Below are 16,882 nucleotides of genomic sequence, written 5' to 3'. Positions count from 1 at the left end.
CTCGCTCAGATGTGGTAGATGTCGACGACGTGGTGGATGTAGTCGTTCTTGAGGATCACTGTCTTGCGACGGATCAGCGGTTGCTCGCCGGAGAAGTCGATCGTGTAGAACGATGTCCCGTAATAGGGGTCGATCGTCTTGTACCGGAAGTACATCGTGTGCCAGTTGAAGCGGATGTCGACCAGGTCGCCGCGACGCTCGATGACCTCGACATTGCTGATGTTGTGACTGGTGCGCGGCTCGGGCAACGACGTCGCTGACGAGCGTTCGGTCCGGATGCGAAAGACCCGGTCCTCCAGTCCGCCCTTGTTGCCGTAGTAGATCAGCGAGATGTCAGTCTGCGGGTCCTCGGTGAGCAGATCGTCGTCGCCCCAGGCGGGCATCCAGTAGACGACGTCATCGGCGTAGTAGCCGAGCCACTTCTCGAACTGTCGATCGTCGAGGAGTCGCGCCTCGCGATAGAGGAACTGCTCGATGACATTCTGCGTGATCAGCGCCGAACCCGTTGCCTGTGAGGCAGTTTCGACTGTGCTCATGACTCAGGCCTCCTTCGTCGTGTGCGCTGCCAATGCCTCTTCGGCAGCGACTGCGGCTCGCATCGTCTTCAACCAGTAGCCGTGCTGGACCGGGTACAACCCCTCGTCCTCGTTCTTCGCACCCGCGGACACCACACCGTCCATCCCGAGCGATTTGGCGACCTCGTCCGGGCCGGTGATCCAGTGCTGCGCCCCGCGACTCATGTCATTCCAGGGGGCTGCGGTGGCACGGAACGTCAGCTGGCAGGAGCGGAACTCCTCCAGGTCGTCGGGTGTCGCCATACCCGATGCGTTGAAGAAGTCTTCGTACTGCCGGATCCGCCAGGCACGCGAGTCCGCGCTCTCGCCCTTGGGCGCGATGCAGTAGATCGTGACCTCGGTCTTGTCGGGTGCGATGGGCCGGAAATGCCTTATCTGCGTGGAGAATTGGTCCATCAGATAGACGTTCGGGTAGAGGCACAGGTTGCGGGAGCCGGTGACCATGAACTGTCCCTTGGCGTCGCCGAACTTCGCCTTCAGCTCGTCCAACCGGTTCCACAGCGGCCGGTCCTGCGGGTTGCCGGCCCACGTCCACAAGCAGAGATGACCGTTCGGATACGACCAGTAGCCGCCGCCGGACTTCCCCACGAGCCGGCGTCAAGGGTCTTGGTGGTGTTCTTCGACTCGCCGGTGTTACGCCGCGACGTTGTCGCTGCGTAGTTCCAGTGCACTGCGGTGACGTGGTAGCCGTCGGCGCCGTTCTCCGCCTGGACCTTCCAGTTGCCGTCATAGGTATATGTCGATGAACCTCGCAGGACCTCCAAGCCGTCCGGCGACTGATCGACCAGCATGTCGATGACCTTGGTCGCGTCCCCGAGGTGCTCGTCCAGACTCGTCACATCCGGATTGAGGCTGCCGAAGAGGAAGCCGCGGTAGGACTCGAACTTCGCGACCTTGGTGAGGTTGTGCGACCCCTCGGTGTTGAAGTTCTCGGGATAGCCCGCGTCGTCGGGGTCCTTGACCTTCAGCAAAGTGCCGTCGTTCCGGAAGGTCCAGCCGTGGAAGGGGCAGGTGAGCGTCGGCCGGTTGTCGGTCTTGCGCCGGCAGAGCATCGCGCCGCGGTGCGCGCACGCATTGATCAGGCAGTTGAGCTTCCCATCCTTGGACCGGGTGATGACGATCGGCTGCCGACCCATGTAAGTAGTGAGGTAGTCACCGGGGGCCGGGATCTGGCTCTCGTGCGCGAGGTAGATCCAATTGCCCTCGAAGATGTGCTTCATCTCGAGCTCGAAGATCTCCTCGTCGGTGAAGATCCTCCGGTTGGTCCGGAAGGTCCCCGTCGTGGGGTCGTCGACAACGGCGTTGTCCAGCTTGTCGCTCAGGCTTTCCAGCATGTCGGTCACGTCGGCCTCCGGGTCGTTGTTGCGCTGACATGACGACTTCAGCACAGCGTGTCCCACGTCACACCAGGTAAATACCTAGTGCTGGCTAGGCGCCTTATTGCATATGCCAACGTTATTAATGATCGCCTAATTCGTCATTGTGCTAACTCAATCGACGCTCTAGCGTGGCTCGTGAACATGACCTACGTCACGTGCGACGGGAGATGACCGAGATGGAGCTCAGGCAGCTGCGGTACTTCGATGCGGTGGCCGATCTCTGCCACTTCGGGCAGGCGGCAGAGCGCCTGCACCTGGCACAACCCGCTCTCTCCCAGGCGATCCGGCGACTCGAGGCCGACCTGGACCTTCAGCTCTTCACCCGAACGACGCGGACCGTCGAACTCACCGCGGCCGGCGCGTTCTTCCATCAGGAGGTGCGCCGGATCCTCGCCGACCTCGATGCCTCGGTCGACGGGGCGCGCAATATCGCGGGCGGACACAGTGGTCTGCTGCGGCTGGGTTTCACCGGAACCAGTGCGTTCACTCAGATGTCGCGTCTCACCCGGCTGATCAGGTCGGTCCACCCGGCCGTCGCGCTCGAGGTACAGACCGACCTGCTGACGCCAAACCAGGTCGAGTTGCTGCTCGACGGCCGCTTGGACCTCGGGGTGCTGCGCGCACCCGTGCTGGAAGCGGGGATCGAGACGCGGCACATCCTGGATGAGCCGCTGATCCTCGCACTTCCTGCCGACCACCGCCTCGCCCAGGAGTCCGGCCTGGAGCTCGCCGATCTGGCGCCGGAGGACTTCGTGGCGTATGCCGACACCAGGTCGATCGTCTACGAAGCGATGGTCGCCAGCTGCCGAAGTGCCGGCTTCACCCCAAAGATCACGCAACGCGCGGTGAGCACGGCCGCTGCCCTTGCCCTGGTCGGTGCAGGACTCGGCGTGACCCTCGCGCCCGAGTCGGTGCGCAGCATGCAGCTGCAGGGAGTCGTCTTCCGCGACGTGCAGGACGCCGACACCATCGACCTCTCGCTCGCCTGGCGCACCGACGAGCCGTCACCCCTGGTGTCCTCGGTTCTCGACACGCTCGAAACACACGACTTCTACTCCGACCCAGCCGCGACTTCATCCCAGGAGCAGGCGTGAAAATCAGTGCTGTTGAAGCGATTCCATTCGCCATTCCCTACACCAAGGCACTGCACTTCGCGAGCGGAGAGGTGCACAGTGCCGAGCACGTGCTGGTCCGGGTAACCACCGACGACGGCGTTGTCGGCGTGGCCGAGGCCCCGCCACGTCCCTTCACTTACGGCGAGACGCAGGCAGGCATCGTCGCCATCATCGAGACCATCTTCGCGCCGCAGATCGAAGGTCTGACACTGCTGGAGCGGGAGAAGGCACACAGCCGACTCGGGCGCACCGTCGGCAATCCGACCGCCAAGGCCGCCATCGACATGGCCATCTGGGACGCACTCGGCAAGACGCTCGAACTCCCGGTCTCCGAGCTGCTCGGCGGTTTCACCGACCGGATGCGGGTCAGCCACATGCTCGGTTTCGACGAGCCCGCAGCGATGGTCGCCGAAGCCGAGAAGATGGTCGACACCTACGGGATCCGCACCTTCAAGGTGAAGGTCGGCCGACGGCCGTTCCAACTGGACACTGCGGGCGTTCGCGCACTACGCGAACGGTTCGGAGACAGCATCGAGCTGTATGTCGATGGCAATCGCGGGTGGACGGCGTCGGAGTCGTTGAAGGCCATGCGGGAGATGGCCGACCTCGACCTGCTCTTCGCCGAGGAACTCAACCCGGCCGATGACGTGCTCGGCCGCCGGTGGCTCGTCGAGCAACTCGATCTACCGATGATCGCGGACGAGTCCGTGCCGACCGCTGCCGACGTGACTCGCGAGATCCTGGCCGGCTCGGCAACCGCGGTCTCCATCAAGACCGCCCGCACCGGTTTCACCACCAGCCGACGGATCCACCACCTCGCCGAGGGGCTCGGGGTGGAGGTCGTGATCGGCAACCAGATCGACGGCCAGATCGGGACGGCGTGCGCGGTGGCGTTCGGCTCGGCATACGAGCTGACGTCGCGGCGTGCCGGTGAGCTGTCCAATTTCCTGGACATGAGCGACGACCTGCTGACCCACCCTCTGCAGATCAGCGGTGGCCAACTCGTTACGTCGTCCGCTCCCGGCCTCGGCATCGAGATCGACGAAACACGGCTCCACCACTACCGACTCGACAACAAGTGAAATCACTGAAGGAGAAGGACATGACCACCACGAACGACAGCCAGGTCGCAACCGCCGCTGGTTCCGGGGCGAGCGCGACCGACCGCTTCCGCACCGACAAGTCGCCGTATGACGCAGTCAAGGACGTCCCGAAGGAGCGCGTCGACGAGCTCGCCCGTGAGGTGCTGGACTCGATCTACGACACCATCCGCAAGCACAAGGTGACGTATGCCGAATACAACGCGCTCAAGGCCTGGCTCATCCAGGTCGGCCAGGACGGCGAGTGGCCGCTCTTCCTCGACGTGTGGGTCGAGCACGTGGTCGAAGACGTGGCGACCGAGCACCGCAAGGGCAACAAGGGCACTATCGAAGGTCCCTACTATGTGCCGAACGCGCCCGACGCGGTCGACAACACCATCCCGATGCGCGACGGCGAGAACGGCACGCCGCTGACCTGGAAGAGCACCATCACTTCGGTGGACGGCACCCCGCTGCAGGGCAAGGTCGAGCTCTGGCACGCGGACAACGAAGGGTTCTACAGCCAGTTCGCGCCCGGCATACCCGAGTGGAACCTGCGCGCCACCTTCCACGCCGACGAGCATGGCAATTTCGAGATCCACACCATTCAGCCGGCGCCGTACCAGATCCCGACGGACGGCTCCTGCGGCAAGCTCATCGCGGCCGCCGGATGGCACGCCTGGCGCCCTGCCCACCTGCACGTCAAAGTCTCGGCGCCGGGTCACGAGTTGCTCACCGCCCAGCTGTACTTCCCGGGTGACCCGCACAACGAGGACGACATCGCGGACGCGGTGAAGCCGGAGCTGCTGCTGGACCCGAAGCAGCAAGACGACGGCAGCGTCGCCATCACCTACAACTTCGTGCTCGACCCGCAGTCCTGATGCTGTTCGAAGTACGGATGGACGTTCGGATCCCGGTAGACCTCGATCCGGCGGTCCGCCAGGCAACGATCGCCCGCGAGAAGGCCTACTCCCAGGAGCTGCAGCGCGCAGGCGAGTGGAAACACATCTGGCGCATCGTCGGCAAGTACTCCAACATCAGCATATTCGATGTGGAAAGCACGGACAGGTTGCACGAAATCCTGTGGGGCCTGCCGCTTTTCGAGTACATGGACGTCGACGTCACGCCGTTGGCGCAGCACCCGTCGGCGATCTGAGGGGAGGCAGCGATGGTAGCTCCCGAGATCGCCCTCACCCTGCTGTCCGGTTCCGCTGAGCAGCCGGTCGTGGTCGTCGGCCCCTCACTCGGCACGCGAGTCGAGCGGTTGTGGTCCACGGCTGCCGCGCTGTTGTCGGACTACCGCGTGATCGGTTGGGACCTACCGGGGCACGGCCGCAGCGCGCCCGCCACGCAACCCTTCAGCACGGAGGAACTTGCAAGTGCGGTCCTGGGTGCTGTGGACGCGGAAGTCGGCGCCGACGCGCCGCTGCGCTACGCCGGCGACTCGTTCGGTGGTGCCGTCGGTCTGCAGCTCATTCTGGATCACCCGGACCGGTTCGAGGCCGCGGCGATCCTGTGCAGTGGTGCGAAGATCGCCACGGTCGAGGTATGGCGAGGGCGCGTCGACCTCGTATGCCGGGAGGGGCTCGGCCCGGTCCAGCGGGCATCGCCGGAGCGCTGGTTCGGTGAGCGGGTCAAAGCGCGACCGACGGACGAATCACGTGCAGTCGTCGAGGAACTCGCGGATATCGACGCGGCGAGTTACTGCGGTGCCTGCGCCGCCCTCGCAGCCTTCGATGTGCGTGATCGGTTGTCCGCCATACAGGTGCCGCTGCTGGCTGTCGCGGGTTCCGACGATCTGGTGACGACCGCTGAGCAGCATGGCGAGCTGGTCTGCCATACCCCCGGAGCGAGCTTCGAGGTACTCCCCGGAGTCGGACACTTGGCCCCGCTGGAAGACCCGTCCGCGACGGCTGCCCTGTTGGAGAAGCACTTCGCAAAGGAGAGCGGATGATGAGTGCTGACACAGAAGTCGAAAACCCCGACGCCTCAATGCGTTACGGCTCGGTGAGTTCTCAGGTCGCCGACGTCTTCGAGCCGCCGGAGGCGACCGATTCGCTCGTCCTGCTGCTGCACGGTGGATTCTGGGACGGTTCGGACCGGATGCGCGCCTGGTCGGCGGGCCACGCCCTCGCCGAAGCCGGGCACCTCACTGCGGCAGTGGAATACCGCCGCGGGAAGGGACGGTGGCAGGACGCCCTGGACGACGTCGTCCACGCGATCGACCAGATCCAGCTCAGCGGGCGCGAGTGGACGGTGCACAACGAAGTGCCCCGCTGCCTCACGGTTGTCGGCCACTCCGCGGGCGGTCAGCTCGCACTGTGGGCCGCCAGTCGCACCAGCCTCCCTCCTACTTCTCGTTGGCATGCCAAGGACATTCAGGTCACGGGTGCCGTCGCGATGGCGCCCCTTGCCGACCTGCGGCGGGCCGCCGAACTCGGCATCGGCGATCAGGCCGTCGTCGGATTTCTCGGTGGCACGCCGGAGCAGGTGCCCGACAACTACGCACTCACCGATCCGGCACTGCTGACGCCGTCGGTCCCGGTGCGCATTCTGCACGGCTCGGATGACGACGTCGTGCCCGTCGAAATCTCCGAGCGTTACGCCGCGCATCTGCGCCATACCGGTGTGGCCGACTGGGACTTCACCGCGGTGGACGGCGCCAGCCACAGGTCATGGGGCGATCCGTCCTCACCCTCCTGGCCGGAGCTGATCTCGGCGATCGATCGAATATCCTCGGTAACCCCGAGTGCCTGATCAGGTTCGTCCTCACTCGACAGTGCTCATGCCGTCAACCGACCATCTCGTGAAGGTGGACGCCGTGATCCTTCGCGATCAGCTCGGCAGCCTTTTCGCCGATCATGATGGCCGTAGCGTTGGTGTTGCCGCTGACGACGTTGGGCATCACGCTCGCGTCGGCCACGCGCAGCGCCTCGATGCCGTGCACGCGCAGCAGCGGGTCGACGACCTCACCGATCCGGCAGGTCGACGTCTCGTGGTAGACGGTTATCGCGTAGTGGCGGGCAAAGTCCTCCAACAGCGCGTCGCTCGGCTCGGAGCCGGCCTGGTGGCCGTGGGCCTGCGCCAGGTGCGGTGGGATGATTGGCTCACCCAGGCCACCGCCGGGCCAGGCCTTCGCGATCTCGAGAGCCCGCCGCATCACGGCGACCATGACCCGCACGTCGTGCGGGTCGCTGAAGTAGTTCAGCTCGATCCGCGGTGGAACAGCAGGGTCCGCACTGGCCAGCGTTACCGAGCCCTCGGAGTGCGGTTGCACAGGATTGGGAAGCACGACGACCTGGCCGCGGGTCGGGTCAAGGAAGGACTCCGGGTCCGCGAAGAACGCGGACGGCGGGATTCGGAAGACGCTCTCCCATATCGGCGGGGTATAGCCGGTCGCGAGGAAGCCGATCTGCCCGTCGTGGGTGTGCTCGTCGCCCAGCCCTGTCGAGAAGAACGCCACGGCGTCGTAGAGGGAGGATGACGCGAGGCCGCGGCCAGTGGTGAACCACTCGCCGATGCGGCGCTCGGCCTCGGCCTTGGCAGCGGCAAGAGGTTCGGGGAGATCGCCATCGTCGGCGGGGTCGGCCGGGAGCGGTCCGGCCGGAGCCCGAAGCGCGTCCGGCCCAAGGGACATGGCGATCTCGGTCATCGTCTCGCCGATGCCGTCGGCGGCAAACATCAACGGTGTGTGGAGGTGGTCCTTGAGGTGCCGCCCGACGTCCGGGAGATCGACCACGCAGTCCACCCCGACGGCGACGAGCTCGTCGCGCGCTCCGACCCCGGACAGCAACAGGATCTTCGGCGACCCGATGGCGCCCGCGCACAGCACCACTTCGGTGCTCGCGGTGACTTGCTCCTGGCCGCCGTCCTCGGTGCGGTAGGCGACTCCGGTGGCACGAGCCGCCTCGCCATCTCCCTCCAGCAGGACCCGTTCGACGAGCGCTCCGGTGATCACGGTGAGGTTCGTCCGGTCCATCGCCGGTTCGAGGTAGGCGCGGAAAGTGGAGCTGCGTCGGCCGTTCTTCGTCGTTGTTTGGAAGAGCGACGTCACCCCCTGGGGGTCGAGCCGAGCGCGACCGTTGTAGTCACCCTGCTTCAGGCCTGCAGCGCTCGCGGCCTCGACGAACTGGGTGGAGGCACGGAGGATCGGCTGGCGCACCGACACACCCACCGGGCCGCCATGGCCGTGCATGTCGAGGTCCGAGTTCAGCTCGGGGCTGTGCACGAAGCCTTCGGCCTTGCGGAAGTAGGGCAGAACCTCGTCGTAGGACCAGCCCTCCGCGCCCCCGGCAGCCCACGAGTCGAAGTCGCCGGGGTGCCCCCGCACGTACGCCATGTAATTCAGTCCGGACGAGCCGCCGAGCATCCTCCCCCGGGGCACCATCATCCGGCCGCCGACCAGACCTTTTCCGACTCCACCGGGGTCGCCGTCGAACATCCAATCGGTCGCGGGGTCGTTCTGCAGGCTCGCAACCGCGGCCGGCACCAGCTCCGCGGGCGGTGGCGGGCCGCCGGCCTCGAGCAGGCACACCCGGGCATCCGGGTCCTCAGTCAGCCGGGCGGCGACCACAGCTCCCGCCGATCCCGCCCCCACGATCACGTAGTCGTATGTCGAGCCCATCGCTACCACCTCGTCGTGGTGCCTCGCCGAGTGGCGGGGACGGTCTCGTCATGCAAGCACACCCAGGGAGGGGAGACAAGGTAATGCCTAGGCGGCAGACACCGGACACGACAAAGCCCCTGCTCTGCGCTTCGCAGATCAGGGGCTGTTCGAGCTGGTGGACGATACTGGGATCGAACCACTCAACTTCGGGTTTCTGCTGCACGTGCAATTGCCGGGTAAAATGCTTCTGACCTGCGGCGATGCAGAACTCTGACGTGGACAGGTGGTGACGACTGTTGCCTCTGTTGTCCACCGAAGTAGTGCACAAGTAGTGCAAAATCCACTCAGGAGGGACCATGCCACGGACTGCCAGGAAGGCTCGCAAGCGCGCGTTCGGCCGTATCAACCAGGAGCGTTCCGGCCGCTACACCGCGTGGTACAACGACCCTGACGGCCGTACAAAGATTTCTGCCTCCGGCACGGTCACGCCAGTCCGGCACCGTGCCAATCACACCTTCGAGACAACCCTCGACGCCGAGGCCTGGCTAGCAGCAGAACGCAGACTGATCAGCACCAGCACCTGGACCAGCCCGGCGCAGCGAAGACAGGAGGAGCTGGCAGCAGATTTGAACCACTCCCCTACCTTCGGGGAGTACGCGTCCGCATGGATTGACTCGCGAAAGAATAAGTCGGGCAAGTCGTTGGCACCTCGGACCCGAGACCACTACCACCAGTTGCTGGCCGACTACCTGGAGCCTACGTTCGGTTACCTCCTGCTGGACGAGATCACCCCGGCACAAGTGAACATTTGGTATGACGCCTTCACCCCTCTGCGTAAGAAGCTCAATGGAGTTACCGGAGAGACCACGAAAGCGCACGCGTACTCTCTGGCGCGCGCTGTGCTGAACACCGCTACGTCGGCTCATGGCCCATTGGTCGGGAGAGTCAATCCATTCGCCGTGCGTGGAGGCGGCACCTCACCAGTGCGGAAGCGAACCCAAGTGGCCACCAGCGCGCAATTCAAAGTGATGCTGATGACTATTCGCCCCGAGTGGGAGCTGATTCTGCTGCTTGGTTGCTGGGCCGGACTTCGCTACAGCGAGATAGCGGAGTTACGGCGCGGCGACATCAACCTCGTCGCGGAGGTGATTCAGGTCAGTCGCTCGGTGACGCGCAGCAAGATCGAGGGCGTCGGCGTCAAATCTCCCAAATCCGACGCGGGTATCCGCGACCAGATCATCCCGCCGAACGTTCTGCCCGCGCTCAAAAAGCACATGAGAGCATCCGTCACCGGGCAGAACGGACTCCTATTTCCAGGGAAGAACGGAGGACACCTTGCCCCGGTAACGTTCTACGGCAAAGTTCCCCCAAAGCCCGCCGAGACACCCGAGCAAGCCGCCAAGCAGCGAGCGCGGAACGGCTGGTATGCAGCTAGGTCGGCCGCGGGGTGCCCAACCCTGCGCTTCCATGATCTGCGGGCAACAGGCGCCACATTGCTGGCACAGCAAGGCGGGACCGTGGCAGATGTCCAGTTGTTCCTTGGCGACTCCACAGCGCAGGCAGCATTGCGGTACGTGCGGTCCGCAGAGGGACGTCAGAAGCTCTTGGCCGACAAATTGGCCGCACTGGACGGCTCCGTGTGGTGATCTCGCAGTGGCCGGATCGGTGGAAGCCATGGGCCGGTCAGGATCTATACGAGCAACTCGCACCCACGCGCAGGCCAATCTCTCAAGGCACCAAGGCCGTCGACGTGGACCATGAGATGGGAGCCAGCTCAACGTGTTCGCGACCCCCGTTTCATCCCATCAGATGCCAGTTCCTTGCCGTTGTCCTTCAGATGGCGGCTCGTCATCGGCCGTGATGTTCCTTGGAAGCGCCGCGCTCCCCACGGGGATATAGCGCAGGACACCAGGGTCTTCAGTGGCGAGGGGGTCGTACGACTTCCCCGGGTTCCATCGATCGATGTGCGGAGGGAGTTGCTTCGCGGTGGTTTTGTGCCAGATTAGTCGAGGTGTCAGTTGCCTCGCGGGGCGTACATGATGAGCGCTACGCCGATGAGGCAGACGAGAGCACCTGTAACGTCCCACCGATCGGGTCGGTAGCCGTCGGCGACCATTCCCCAGGCCAGTGATCCCGCGACGAAGATGCCGCCGTATGCGGCGAGGATGCGTCCGAAGTTGGAATCGGGTTGGAGGGTGGCAACAAAGCCGTAGGCACCGAGGGCTGCGATGCCAGCGCCGATCCAGATCCAGCCGCGGTGCTCACGTACTCCTTGCCAGACCAGCCACGCTCCGCCGATCTCGGCGATGGCGGCCAGCACGAACAGGGCCAGGGAACGAACGACGGTCATAGGGGCATCTTCTCAACCGAGGCCAGGATGCGCCTGTCCGCCCAGTCGAGCATTCGACCTCCACGGACTGCATGCGGGAGACCGACGCGCATGGCGTGCTGGCACCAGCGCGTTGCCAGTAGGTGATGAGCAGAGACGCGACCGTGATGCCGACGACCAGTGCGAACACGATGCCGGCGAAGGTGACCGAGGCCACCGTCGCGGCGGCTCCGGCGCCGAGCAGGTGACGGTTTCGCACGGTCGGGCTATCGCGCGCCATCGGCTGGTGCGGGCGCGGTGATGTCCACGAAAGGGATCGGACAGTAGTCAGTGCGTGCGCACGTTGTTAGGTCGTCGCATCCGGCGCTGACCGCGTCGGTGAGGTTGGCCCGGATCGCCTGAAGGTCGTTGATGCGGGCAGCGATCTCGGTGAGTTTGGCCGTCGCCCTGGCCTGTAGACCGGGGTCTGGTCGGTGACCGTGCCGGTGACGGCTTACGTCGATCAGGTCGGCGATCTCCTCCAAGCGGAACCCGAGCCGTTGCGCTGCCTTGATGATGCGCAGGGTCGTGACGGCCTCGTCGGTGTATACGCGGTGTCCGCCGGGGCTACGGTCGGGCTCGGCGAGCAGACCACGGCGCTCGTAATACCGCAGCGTCTCCCTGTTGACGCCCGCCTGGCGTGCAACCTGCCCGGCGCGAAGGTGGGCGCCTGCCCCGGCCATGCCTAGGCCCGTCCTGGGGTGGCTCGGGCGCGGGCACGATCGACCAACCCGGAAAGCACATCGGCCCGTTCCGCGGGCACCTCAACGTCGAGCACGACACGTGTCATGTGCGCGCCAGGGGCCGTTGTCGACGTGGCGGTGAAGTTGAAGAACGCGCAGCAGGACGCCTCGCGGGCGATCAGGTCCCGCACCTGCGCGGGTAGGCCCCGGTCGCCTTCCAGGAAGAGCCGGGCCAGCGTTGGGCGGAGCTGCTCGACGTCGCGCAGCGATCTCGCGAACAGGTCGTCAAACTCCGCGACCCGCAGTGGTCGCTGCGCGGTCGGCAACGTGCACGCATCGGCCGGTGCCCACACCGGGTCCACCGGTAACTGTTCTGCTGCGTTCATTCTCCGACGATAAACCTGTACTCAGGTACTGGATACAAGCGACGAGAAAGGCTGCCGTGCCAGGGTCGTGTAGACGTCCGCACAAGGGTTGCGTGGCGGCCGTTCAGGAATGGGCTGCTCGTTGGAGCGCTCGGCATAGTTCGGTGAGGTCAGGCGCTGTTCGTAGCCCGGTGGGGGTGCTGTAGAGCCGACAAGCCAGCGCGATGGGCGCGTCGGCCTCGGCGAAAGGATCAGCACCGTTGAGCAGGATGGTAGGCGAGCCGGTGAAACCGCGCTCGTTCGCTTCCTCGTCGTTGGTGATGATTGTGCGGGCGATGTTCGCTGACACGCCCGTGCTCCTCACCGCGGCCTGGATCAGTTCCGTGGCGGCGGCCTCGTTCGGGCAATCCGGCACGACGAGCAGCTCGATCTGCACGGTCACGTTAGCGATCCTTCCTGATCGGCCCTGGTGGCAATGTATCCGGGCAGCCCGAGCGTCCATGTGCACGTCCGGCCCGCCGGTGGGCGGTCAAGCGCCACCCATGATCGTCGTTCTCAAGAGGCGGCTGAGGACGAATTCGGCTGCCCGGTCGGGCATGCCGTTGTGGAAGTACGCCACGTGTCCCTCGACATCTGACCCTGGCGCGTTTTGCGCCGAGATGTCTCCTCGGGCGCAGTAGTCACGGATTGTGTCCGCGTGTCCTGCAAGCATGCCGGGTTGGCGGGGGATGACTCCACTGACGCCGGGGGTGGGATTGCCTGCGTTGTGGGGTTCGCCTGCCGTGAAGGTCGGGTTGCCGAACAACGCAATTGCGGCGATCTGGTCGACGGCTGTGGGGTCGAGGTCGGGTGCGTCGGTCCCGGCGTACCGCGCCGCATGCGGCACGAGTGCGTCGGTGATCACTTGGGCGCCTTGGGACCAGCCGAGCAGCACGATGCGTAGCTGCGATCGGGAGGTCGCTTCGTCGTTGAGCAGCGACACCAGGTTGCGCACGCCGATCGTCGGGCTCTGTCCGAGGTCGATGCGTGCCGGGTAGGTCGCGGTGAAGCTTTCGAACGTCGCCGGGTAAGGCAGGCTGTGGATTTGCACCTCCCCGGCGTACCGGTGGCTGATCGCGCGGGCAATGGGTGTCAGCAGGCGTGACCCGCTGGCGGGCTCGGTACTGCCCCGGACGGTGATGACGAGGATCGGTGGCTTGCGGTCGATGGCGTTCATAACTCCCCGGCGATCGAGTCGCGTCAGGACTTGCTGTCTTCGGTGCGGAGTCGAGTGAGGAGGCCACGGACTCGGTTGGTGATGTCGTCGCGGATCAGGTCCATCCGTTCGTCTCCCTCGATCCCGTCATTGGAGGGCTCGATCGTGTCCCAACGTTCCATTGGTGCCTTCGGTGGCTGGTCGAGTGTGGCCTCGGCGCCGATTAGGACGACCCGGTCTATGGTGCCCAGCAAGGCCGGATCAACAGGTTTTGGGTGTTCGCCGTTCATGGTGGCGCCGATGCGTTCGACGCTTGCCCGAGATGCCTCGTTCACTGCGGTTCCTGGTCGGGTGCCCGCAGAGAACACCGCGACCTCAGGTGCCAGGTGGCGGGTGATGGCGGCGGCCATCTGTGACTTCCCGGCGTTCTTGACGCACACGAACAGGACTGCGGGGCGGGGCTTTTCAGGCATGGATTGTCTCCGGGGGTGTGTGGGTGAACCTGTTGCGTAGGGCGAGGGAGACGTAGACCAGCCCGACCAGGACGGGGACCTCGATGAGGGGGCCGACGACACCGGCGAGGGCTTGTCCGGAGGTGACTCCGAAGGTGGCGATCGCGACGGCGATGGCCAGTTCGAAGTTGTTGCCTGCGGCGGTGAACGCCAACGTGGTGGTGCGTTCGTAGCCGAGGCCGACAGCCCGCCCGAGGGCGTACCCGCCGCCCCACATGAGAGCGAAGTAGACCAGCAGCGGGAGCGCGATCCGGGCCACGTCCAGCGGGTGACCGGTGATCTGGTGGCCCTGCAACGCGAACAGGATGACGATCGTGAACAACAGGCCGTACAGGGCCCAAGGCCCGATCCGGGGCAGGAACTTCTCCTCGTACCAAGTACGCCCCTTGGCCTTCTCCCCGAGGCGGCGGGACAGGTACCCGGCCAGCAGCGGGATGCCGAGGAACACCAGGACGGACCCGGCGATCTTCCACGCGGACACGTCCAGGTGTTCCTGATGCAGGCCGAGCCAGCCGGGCAGCACCGACAGGTAGAACCAGCCCAGGACGGCGAACATGATGACTTGGAAGACGGAGTTGATCGCAACCAGCACGGCGGCGGCTTCCCGGTCGCCGCAGGCCAGGTCGTTCCAGATGACCACCATCGCGATGCACCGGGCCAGGCCGACGATGATCAGCCCGGTGCGGTAGGTGGGCAGGTCGGGCAGGAACACCCAGGCGAGGGTAAACATCAGCAGCGGCCCGATCACCCAGTTCAGCACCAGCGAGGTGACCAGCAGCCGCCGGTCCCCAGTGACGGATTCCAATTTGTCGTAGCGGACCTTGGCCAGGACCGGGTACATCATGATCAGCAGCCCGAGCGCGATCGGCAATGAAACGCCCTGAATGTCAACGGCGCTCAACGCGTTGTCCAGGCCAGGGATAGCGCGGCCGAGCAGTATCCCGGCGACCATCGCGGCGCCGATCCAGACCGGCAGGAACCGGTCCAGAGTGGACAGTTTCCCGACCACCGCATCATGGGCCGGAGCCTGTTGGGTTGTGGTCATCAGGACAGACCACCCGTGGTGGACAGGCCGCCGAGGCTGACCGGTTGCGGACCGACCGGGCCGCAGCAGCCGCCGCCGGAGCCTTCCTCGGAGTCGAACAGACCCGCGCCGCCACACACGCCGGTGTCGGGCAGGGTGAGTTCCACCTGGCCGGCGGCGTCCAGGTCGCCGGCCAACGCCGCGGCGATGGAACGGACCTGCTCGTACCCGGTCATCGCCAGGAACGACGGGGCACGCCCGTAGGACTTCATCCCGGCCAGGAACAAACCCTCCTCGGGTTGGGCCAGGACGTCATACCCGTGGGGTTGCACCGACCCGCAGGAGTGCCAGTTCGGGTCGATTTCCGGGGCGAGCTTGGCCGGTGCCTGCAACCGCTGATCCAAGTCCAGGCGCACCTCGGACAAGAACGACAGGTCGGGCCGGAACCCGGTCACGCACACCACCTGATCCAGGCCCTCGATACGGCGACCATCAGAAGAGACCAACACCACCCGGCCATCAGCATTGTTGTCGGTGCCGCTGTTGCTGTCCTCGTCTTCGACGGCGATGGTGCGGAACCCGGTGACGACCTCGATCCGGCCATCGGTGACGGCTTCACGGACCCGGGCGCCCAGGGCGCCACGGGCCGGAAGTTCATCGGCGTCGCCGCCGCCGTACGAGTTACCGACCGTCCCGCGGCGCAGCACCCACACCACCCGTGACCCGGGGTGTGGACCTCGTCGCTGGTGAGCGCGATCAGCGACGTCAGCGCTGACGCGCCGGAGCCGACGACCGCGACGGCCTTACCCGCGCACGGGTTGCCGTCCGCTGTGGCGTCCGGCATGCCGTACAGAATCCGGTCGGCGTGCGCGGTCTCACCGGACACCGGGTATCCCTCCGAACCCAGCGGATTCGGCACACTCAACGTGCCGGTCGCGTCGATCACGGCCCGCACGAAAACACGCTCGATCGACCCATCGGAGGACTGCACGTGCAGCACGAACGGTTGCTCGTCGCGGCCGGACTCCACCAGCAGGTCCCGATCCAGTCGCGACACACCGACCACGGTGGAACCGGTGCGGACCCGGTCGCCCAGCACTGCCGCCAACGGGGCCAGGTAGTCCGTGATCCACGCGGTGCCGGTCGGGTACCGCTTCCCGTTCGGTGCCGTCCATCCGGTCGGTGCCAGCAGTTTCTCCGCAGCAGGAGAGGTCAGTTCGGACCACGGGGAGAACAACCGCACATGCCCCCAAGTTCGCACCCCGGCCGCCGGTTCGTCGCTTTGCTCGAAGACCACGACCTGTTGGTCGCGGCTGACCAGCTCCGCAGCGGCGGCCAGACCGACCGGTCCGGCACCGATCACAGCGACCGGAAGCTCTTGGAGGACAACGGAAACCATCAGCGACCACACCTTCTGACTAGACGACTGATTAGATGAATGTCGATATGGCCAGCGTTGCGTATTGCATCGATGATTGTCAATATGGTGTGGTGACCGCAACCAAGACGACCCGCACACCACCCACCGCGACGCCGGTGTGCGACACCGCATGCGCCCCAGGAGACGGCCTCGACGCCGCAACCGCCGAGCGCGCCGCGGCCGTCTTCAAAGCGCTCTCAGACCCAGTCCGGCTCCGGTTGTACACCCGGATCGCGTCCTGTGCGGGCGAGACGTGTGTGTGTGACATCCAAGACGTCGGCGTCTCCCAACCCACCGTGTCCCACCACCTACGCAAACTGCGCGAAGCCGGACTCATCGACTGCGAACGCCGCGGCACCTGGGTCTACTACTGGCCCATCGCCGAAGGACTCGACCCACTGAGCGCCGTGGGCGCACGTCCCCGGTAGTCGGGTTCGGGTGCGCCACCCAAATCAGGGGCGACCAGCCGACCCGGACGACATTGCGGCCCACACGTCCCGCCGGGGTGAGCCCTGCCGGTCCCGTCACCGGGGCACCCAGGATGTCGAACTGGCGACCTGG

The 16,882-nt window shown here is 65.6% G+C and carries 21 protein-coding genes; 8 read left to right on the top strand and 13 right to left on the bottom strand.

The annotated features are described in order from the left end of the window. Positions 1-5 precede the first annotated feature (5 nt). Genes benB through ACFQDH_RS15605 form a run of 3 tightly spaced genes read right to left on the bottom strand, consistent with a single transcriptional unit; the run spans position 6 to position 1,975 of the window. Positions 6-536, bottom strand: coding sequence for a benzoate 1,2-dioxygenase small subunit (gene benB, locus ACFQDH_RS15615; RefSeq protein ID WP_382403341.1), 531 nt, complete (start codon positions 534-536; stop codon positions 6-8). Between the two features lie 3 nt (positions 537-539). Continuing rightward, positions 540-1,064, bottom strand: a complete 525-nt coding sequence (locus tag ACFQDH_RS15610) for an SRPBCC family protein (protein ID WP_382403340.1) — start codon at positions 1,062-1,064, stop codon at positions 540-542. After that, a complete protein-coding gene (locus ACFQDH_RS15605; RefSeq protein ID WP_382403339.1) occupies positions 1,052-1,975 on the bottom strand; it encodes a Rieske 2Fe-2S domain-containing protein in 924 nt (307 codons plus the stop codon). The genes ACFQDH_RS15610 and ACFQDH_RS15605 overlap by 13 nt, the downstream gene beginning before the upstream one ends. 155 nt (positions 1,976-2,130) lie before the next feature. On the opposite strand from ACFQDH_RS15605, the gene ACFQDH_RS15600 reads away from it, so the two are divergent. The 6 genes from ACFQDH_RS15600 to ACFQDH_RS15575 are packed head-to-tail and all read left to right on the top strand — an operon-like array spanning position 2,131 to position 6,905. Continuing rightward, the gene (locus ACFQDH_RS15600; RefSeq protein ID WP_382403338.1) at positions 2,131-3,048 is read left to right on the top strand and encodes a LysR substrate-binding domain-containing protein; all 918 of its coding nucleotides are present in this window, start codon (positions 2,131-2,133) and stop codon (positions 3,046-3,048) included. Beyond that, entirely contained in the window at positions 3,045-4,151 is a 1,107-nt protein-coding gene (locus tag ACFQDH_RS15595; RefSeq protein WP_382403337.1) for a mandelate racemase/muconate lactonizing enzyme family protein, read from the top strand. Before ACFQDH_RS15600 ends, ACFQDH_RS15595 begins: the two co-directional genes overlap by 4 nt. A gap of 20 nt (positions 4,152-4,171) precedes the next feature. Further along, entirely contained in the window at positions 4,172-5,029 is an 858-nt protein-coding gene (gene catA / locus ACFQDH_RS15590) for a catechol 1,2-dioxygenase (RefSeq protein ID WP_382403336.1), read from the top strand. Further along, entirely contained in the window at positions 5,029-5,304 is a 276-nt protein-coding gene (gene catC, locus ACFQDH_RS15585; RefSeq protein ID WP_382403335.1) for a muconolactone Delta-isomerase, read from the top strand. Before catA ends, catC begins: the two co-directional genes overlap by 1 nt. A 12-nt stretch (positions 5,305-5,316) precedes the next feature. Beyond that, positions 5,317-6,102 carry an alpha/beta fold hydrolase gene (locus ACFQDH_RS15580; RefSeq protein ID WP_382403334.1) on the top strand — a complete coding sequence of 262 codons (786 nt, stop codon included), beginning with the start codon at positions 5,317-5,319 and terminating at the stop codon, positions 6,100-6,102. Beyond that, a complete protein-coding gene (locus tag ACFQDH_RS15575; RefSeq protein WP_382403333.1) occupies positions 6,102-6,905 on the top strand; it encodes an alpha/beta hydrolase family protein in 804 nt (267 codons plus the stop codon). Before ACFQDH_RS15580 ends, ACFQDH_RS15575 begins: the two co-directional genes overlap by 1 nt. Before the next feature lie 34 nt (positions 6,906-6,939). On the opposite strand, the gene ACFQDH_RS15570 is transcribed toward ACFQDH_RS15575, so the two are convergent. Beyond that, positions 6,940-8,772 carry a GMC family oxidoreductase gene (locus ACFQDH_RS15570; RefSeq protein WP_382403332.1) on the bottom strand — a complete coding sequence of 611 codons (1,833 nt, stop codon included), beginning with the start codon at positions 8,770-8,772 and terminating at the stop codon, positions 6,940-6,942. A 338-nt stretch (positions 8,773-9,110) separates the two neighbouring features. Between ACFQDH_RS15570 and ACFQDH_RS15565 the strand changes: the two genes are divergently transcribed. Next, positions 9,111-10,400 (top strand): tyrosine-type recombinase/integrase, encoded by a 1,290-nt coding sequence (locus ACFQDH_RS15565; protein WP_382403331.1) that lies wholly within the window; start codon positions 9,111-9,113, stop codon positions 10,398-10,400. A gap of 368 nt (positions 10,401-10,768) precedes the next feature. Here the strand turns inward: ACFQDH_RS15565 and ACFQDH_RS15560 are convergent, their stop codons facing one another. The 9 genes from ACFQDH_RS15560 to ACFQDH_RS15520 all read right to left on the bottom strand — a co-directional run bounded on the left by ACFQDH_RS15560 (position 10,769) and on the right by ACFQDH_RS15520 (position 16,300). Further along, positions 10,769-11,104, bottom strand: a complete 336-nt coding sequence (locus ACFQDH_RS15560) for a YnfA family protein (RefSeq protein ID WP_382403330.1) — start codon at positions 11,102-11,104, stop codon at positions 10,769-10,771. Between the two features lie 245 nt (positions 11,105-11,349). Next, positions 11,350-11,805 (bottom strand): MerR family transcriptional regulator, encoded by a 456-nt coding sequence (locus ACFQDH_RS15555; protein ID WP_382403329.1) that lies wholly within the window; start codon positions 11,803-11,805, stop codon positions 11,350-11,352. A gap of 2 nt (positions 11,806-11,807) precedes the next feature. Then, positions 11,808-12,191, bottom strand: a complete 384-nt coding sequence (locus tag ACFQDH_RS15550; RefSeq protein WP_382403328.1) for a hypothetical protein — start codon at positions 12,189-12,191, stop codon at positions 11,808-11,810. Between the two features lie 103 nt (positions 12,192-12,294). Beyond that, positions 12,295-12,612 carry a thioredoxin domain-containing protein gene (locus tag ACFQDH_RS15545; protein ID WP_382403327.1) on the bottom strand — a complete coding sequence of 106 codons (318 nt, stop codon included), beginning with the start codon at positions 12,610-12,612 and terminating at the stop codon, positions 12,295-12,297. An 87-nt stretch (positions 12,613-12,699) separates the two neighbouring features. Then, entirely contained in the window at positions 12,700-13,386 is a 687-nt protein-coding gene (locus ACFQDH_RS15540) for a cutinase family protein (protein WP_382403326.1), read from the bottom strand. Positions 13,387-13,409: 23 nt separating this feature from the next. Beyond that, positions 13,410-13,838 (bottom strand): arsenate-mycothiol transferase ArsC, encoded by a 429-nt coding sequence (locus ACFQDH_RS15535; protein WP_382403325.1) that lies wholly within the window; start codon positions 13,836-13,838, stop codon positions 13,410-13,412. Then, positions 13,831-14,922, bottom strand: coding sequence for an ACR3 family arsenite efflux transporter (gene arsB, locus ACFQDH_RS15530; protein ID WP_382403324.1), 1,092 nt, complete (start codon positions 14,920-14,922; stop codon positions 13,831-13,833). Before arsB ends, ACFQDH_RS15535 begins: the two co-directional genes overlap by 8 nt. Then, complete coding sequence (locus ACFQDH_RS15525) at positions 14,922-15,356, bottom strand: hypothetical protein (RefSeq protein WP_382403322.1); 435 nt, start codon at positions 15,354-15,356, stop codon at positions 14,922-14,924. Before ACFQDH_RS15525 ends, arsB begins: the two co-directional genes overlap by 1 nt. Then, on the bottom strand, positions 15,353-16,300 hold the full coding sequence (locus ACFQDH_RS15520; RefSeq protein WP_382403320.1) for an FAD-dependent oxidoreductase: 948 nt from the start codon (positions 16,298-16,300) through the stop codon (positions 15,353-15,355). Before ACFQDH_RS15520 ends, ACFQDH_RS15525 begins: the two co-directional genes overlap by 4 nt. Before the next feature lie 92 nt (positions 16,301-16,392). Here ACFQDH_RS15520 and ACFQDH_RS15515 point away from each other — a divergent pair, with 92 nt between their 5' ends. Beyond that, the gene (locus ACFQDH_RS15515; RefSeq protein ID WP_382403318.1) at positions 16,393-16,749 is read left to right on the top strand and encodes an ArsR/SmtB family transcription factor; all 357 of its coding nucleotides are present in this window, start codon (positions 16,393-16,395) and stop codon (positions 16,747-16,749) included. The last annotated feature ends 133 nt before the right edge of the window (positions 16,750-16,882 follow it).

The organism is Flexivirga alba (assembly GCF_042661025.1).
GTDB lineage: Bacteria > Actinomycetota > Actinomycetes > Actinomycetales > Dermatophilaceae > Flexivirga > Flexivirga alba.
This window is presented reverse-complemented; position numbering and strand designations above follow the sequence as displayed.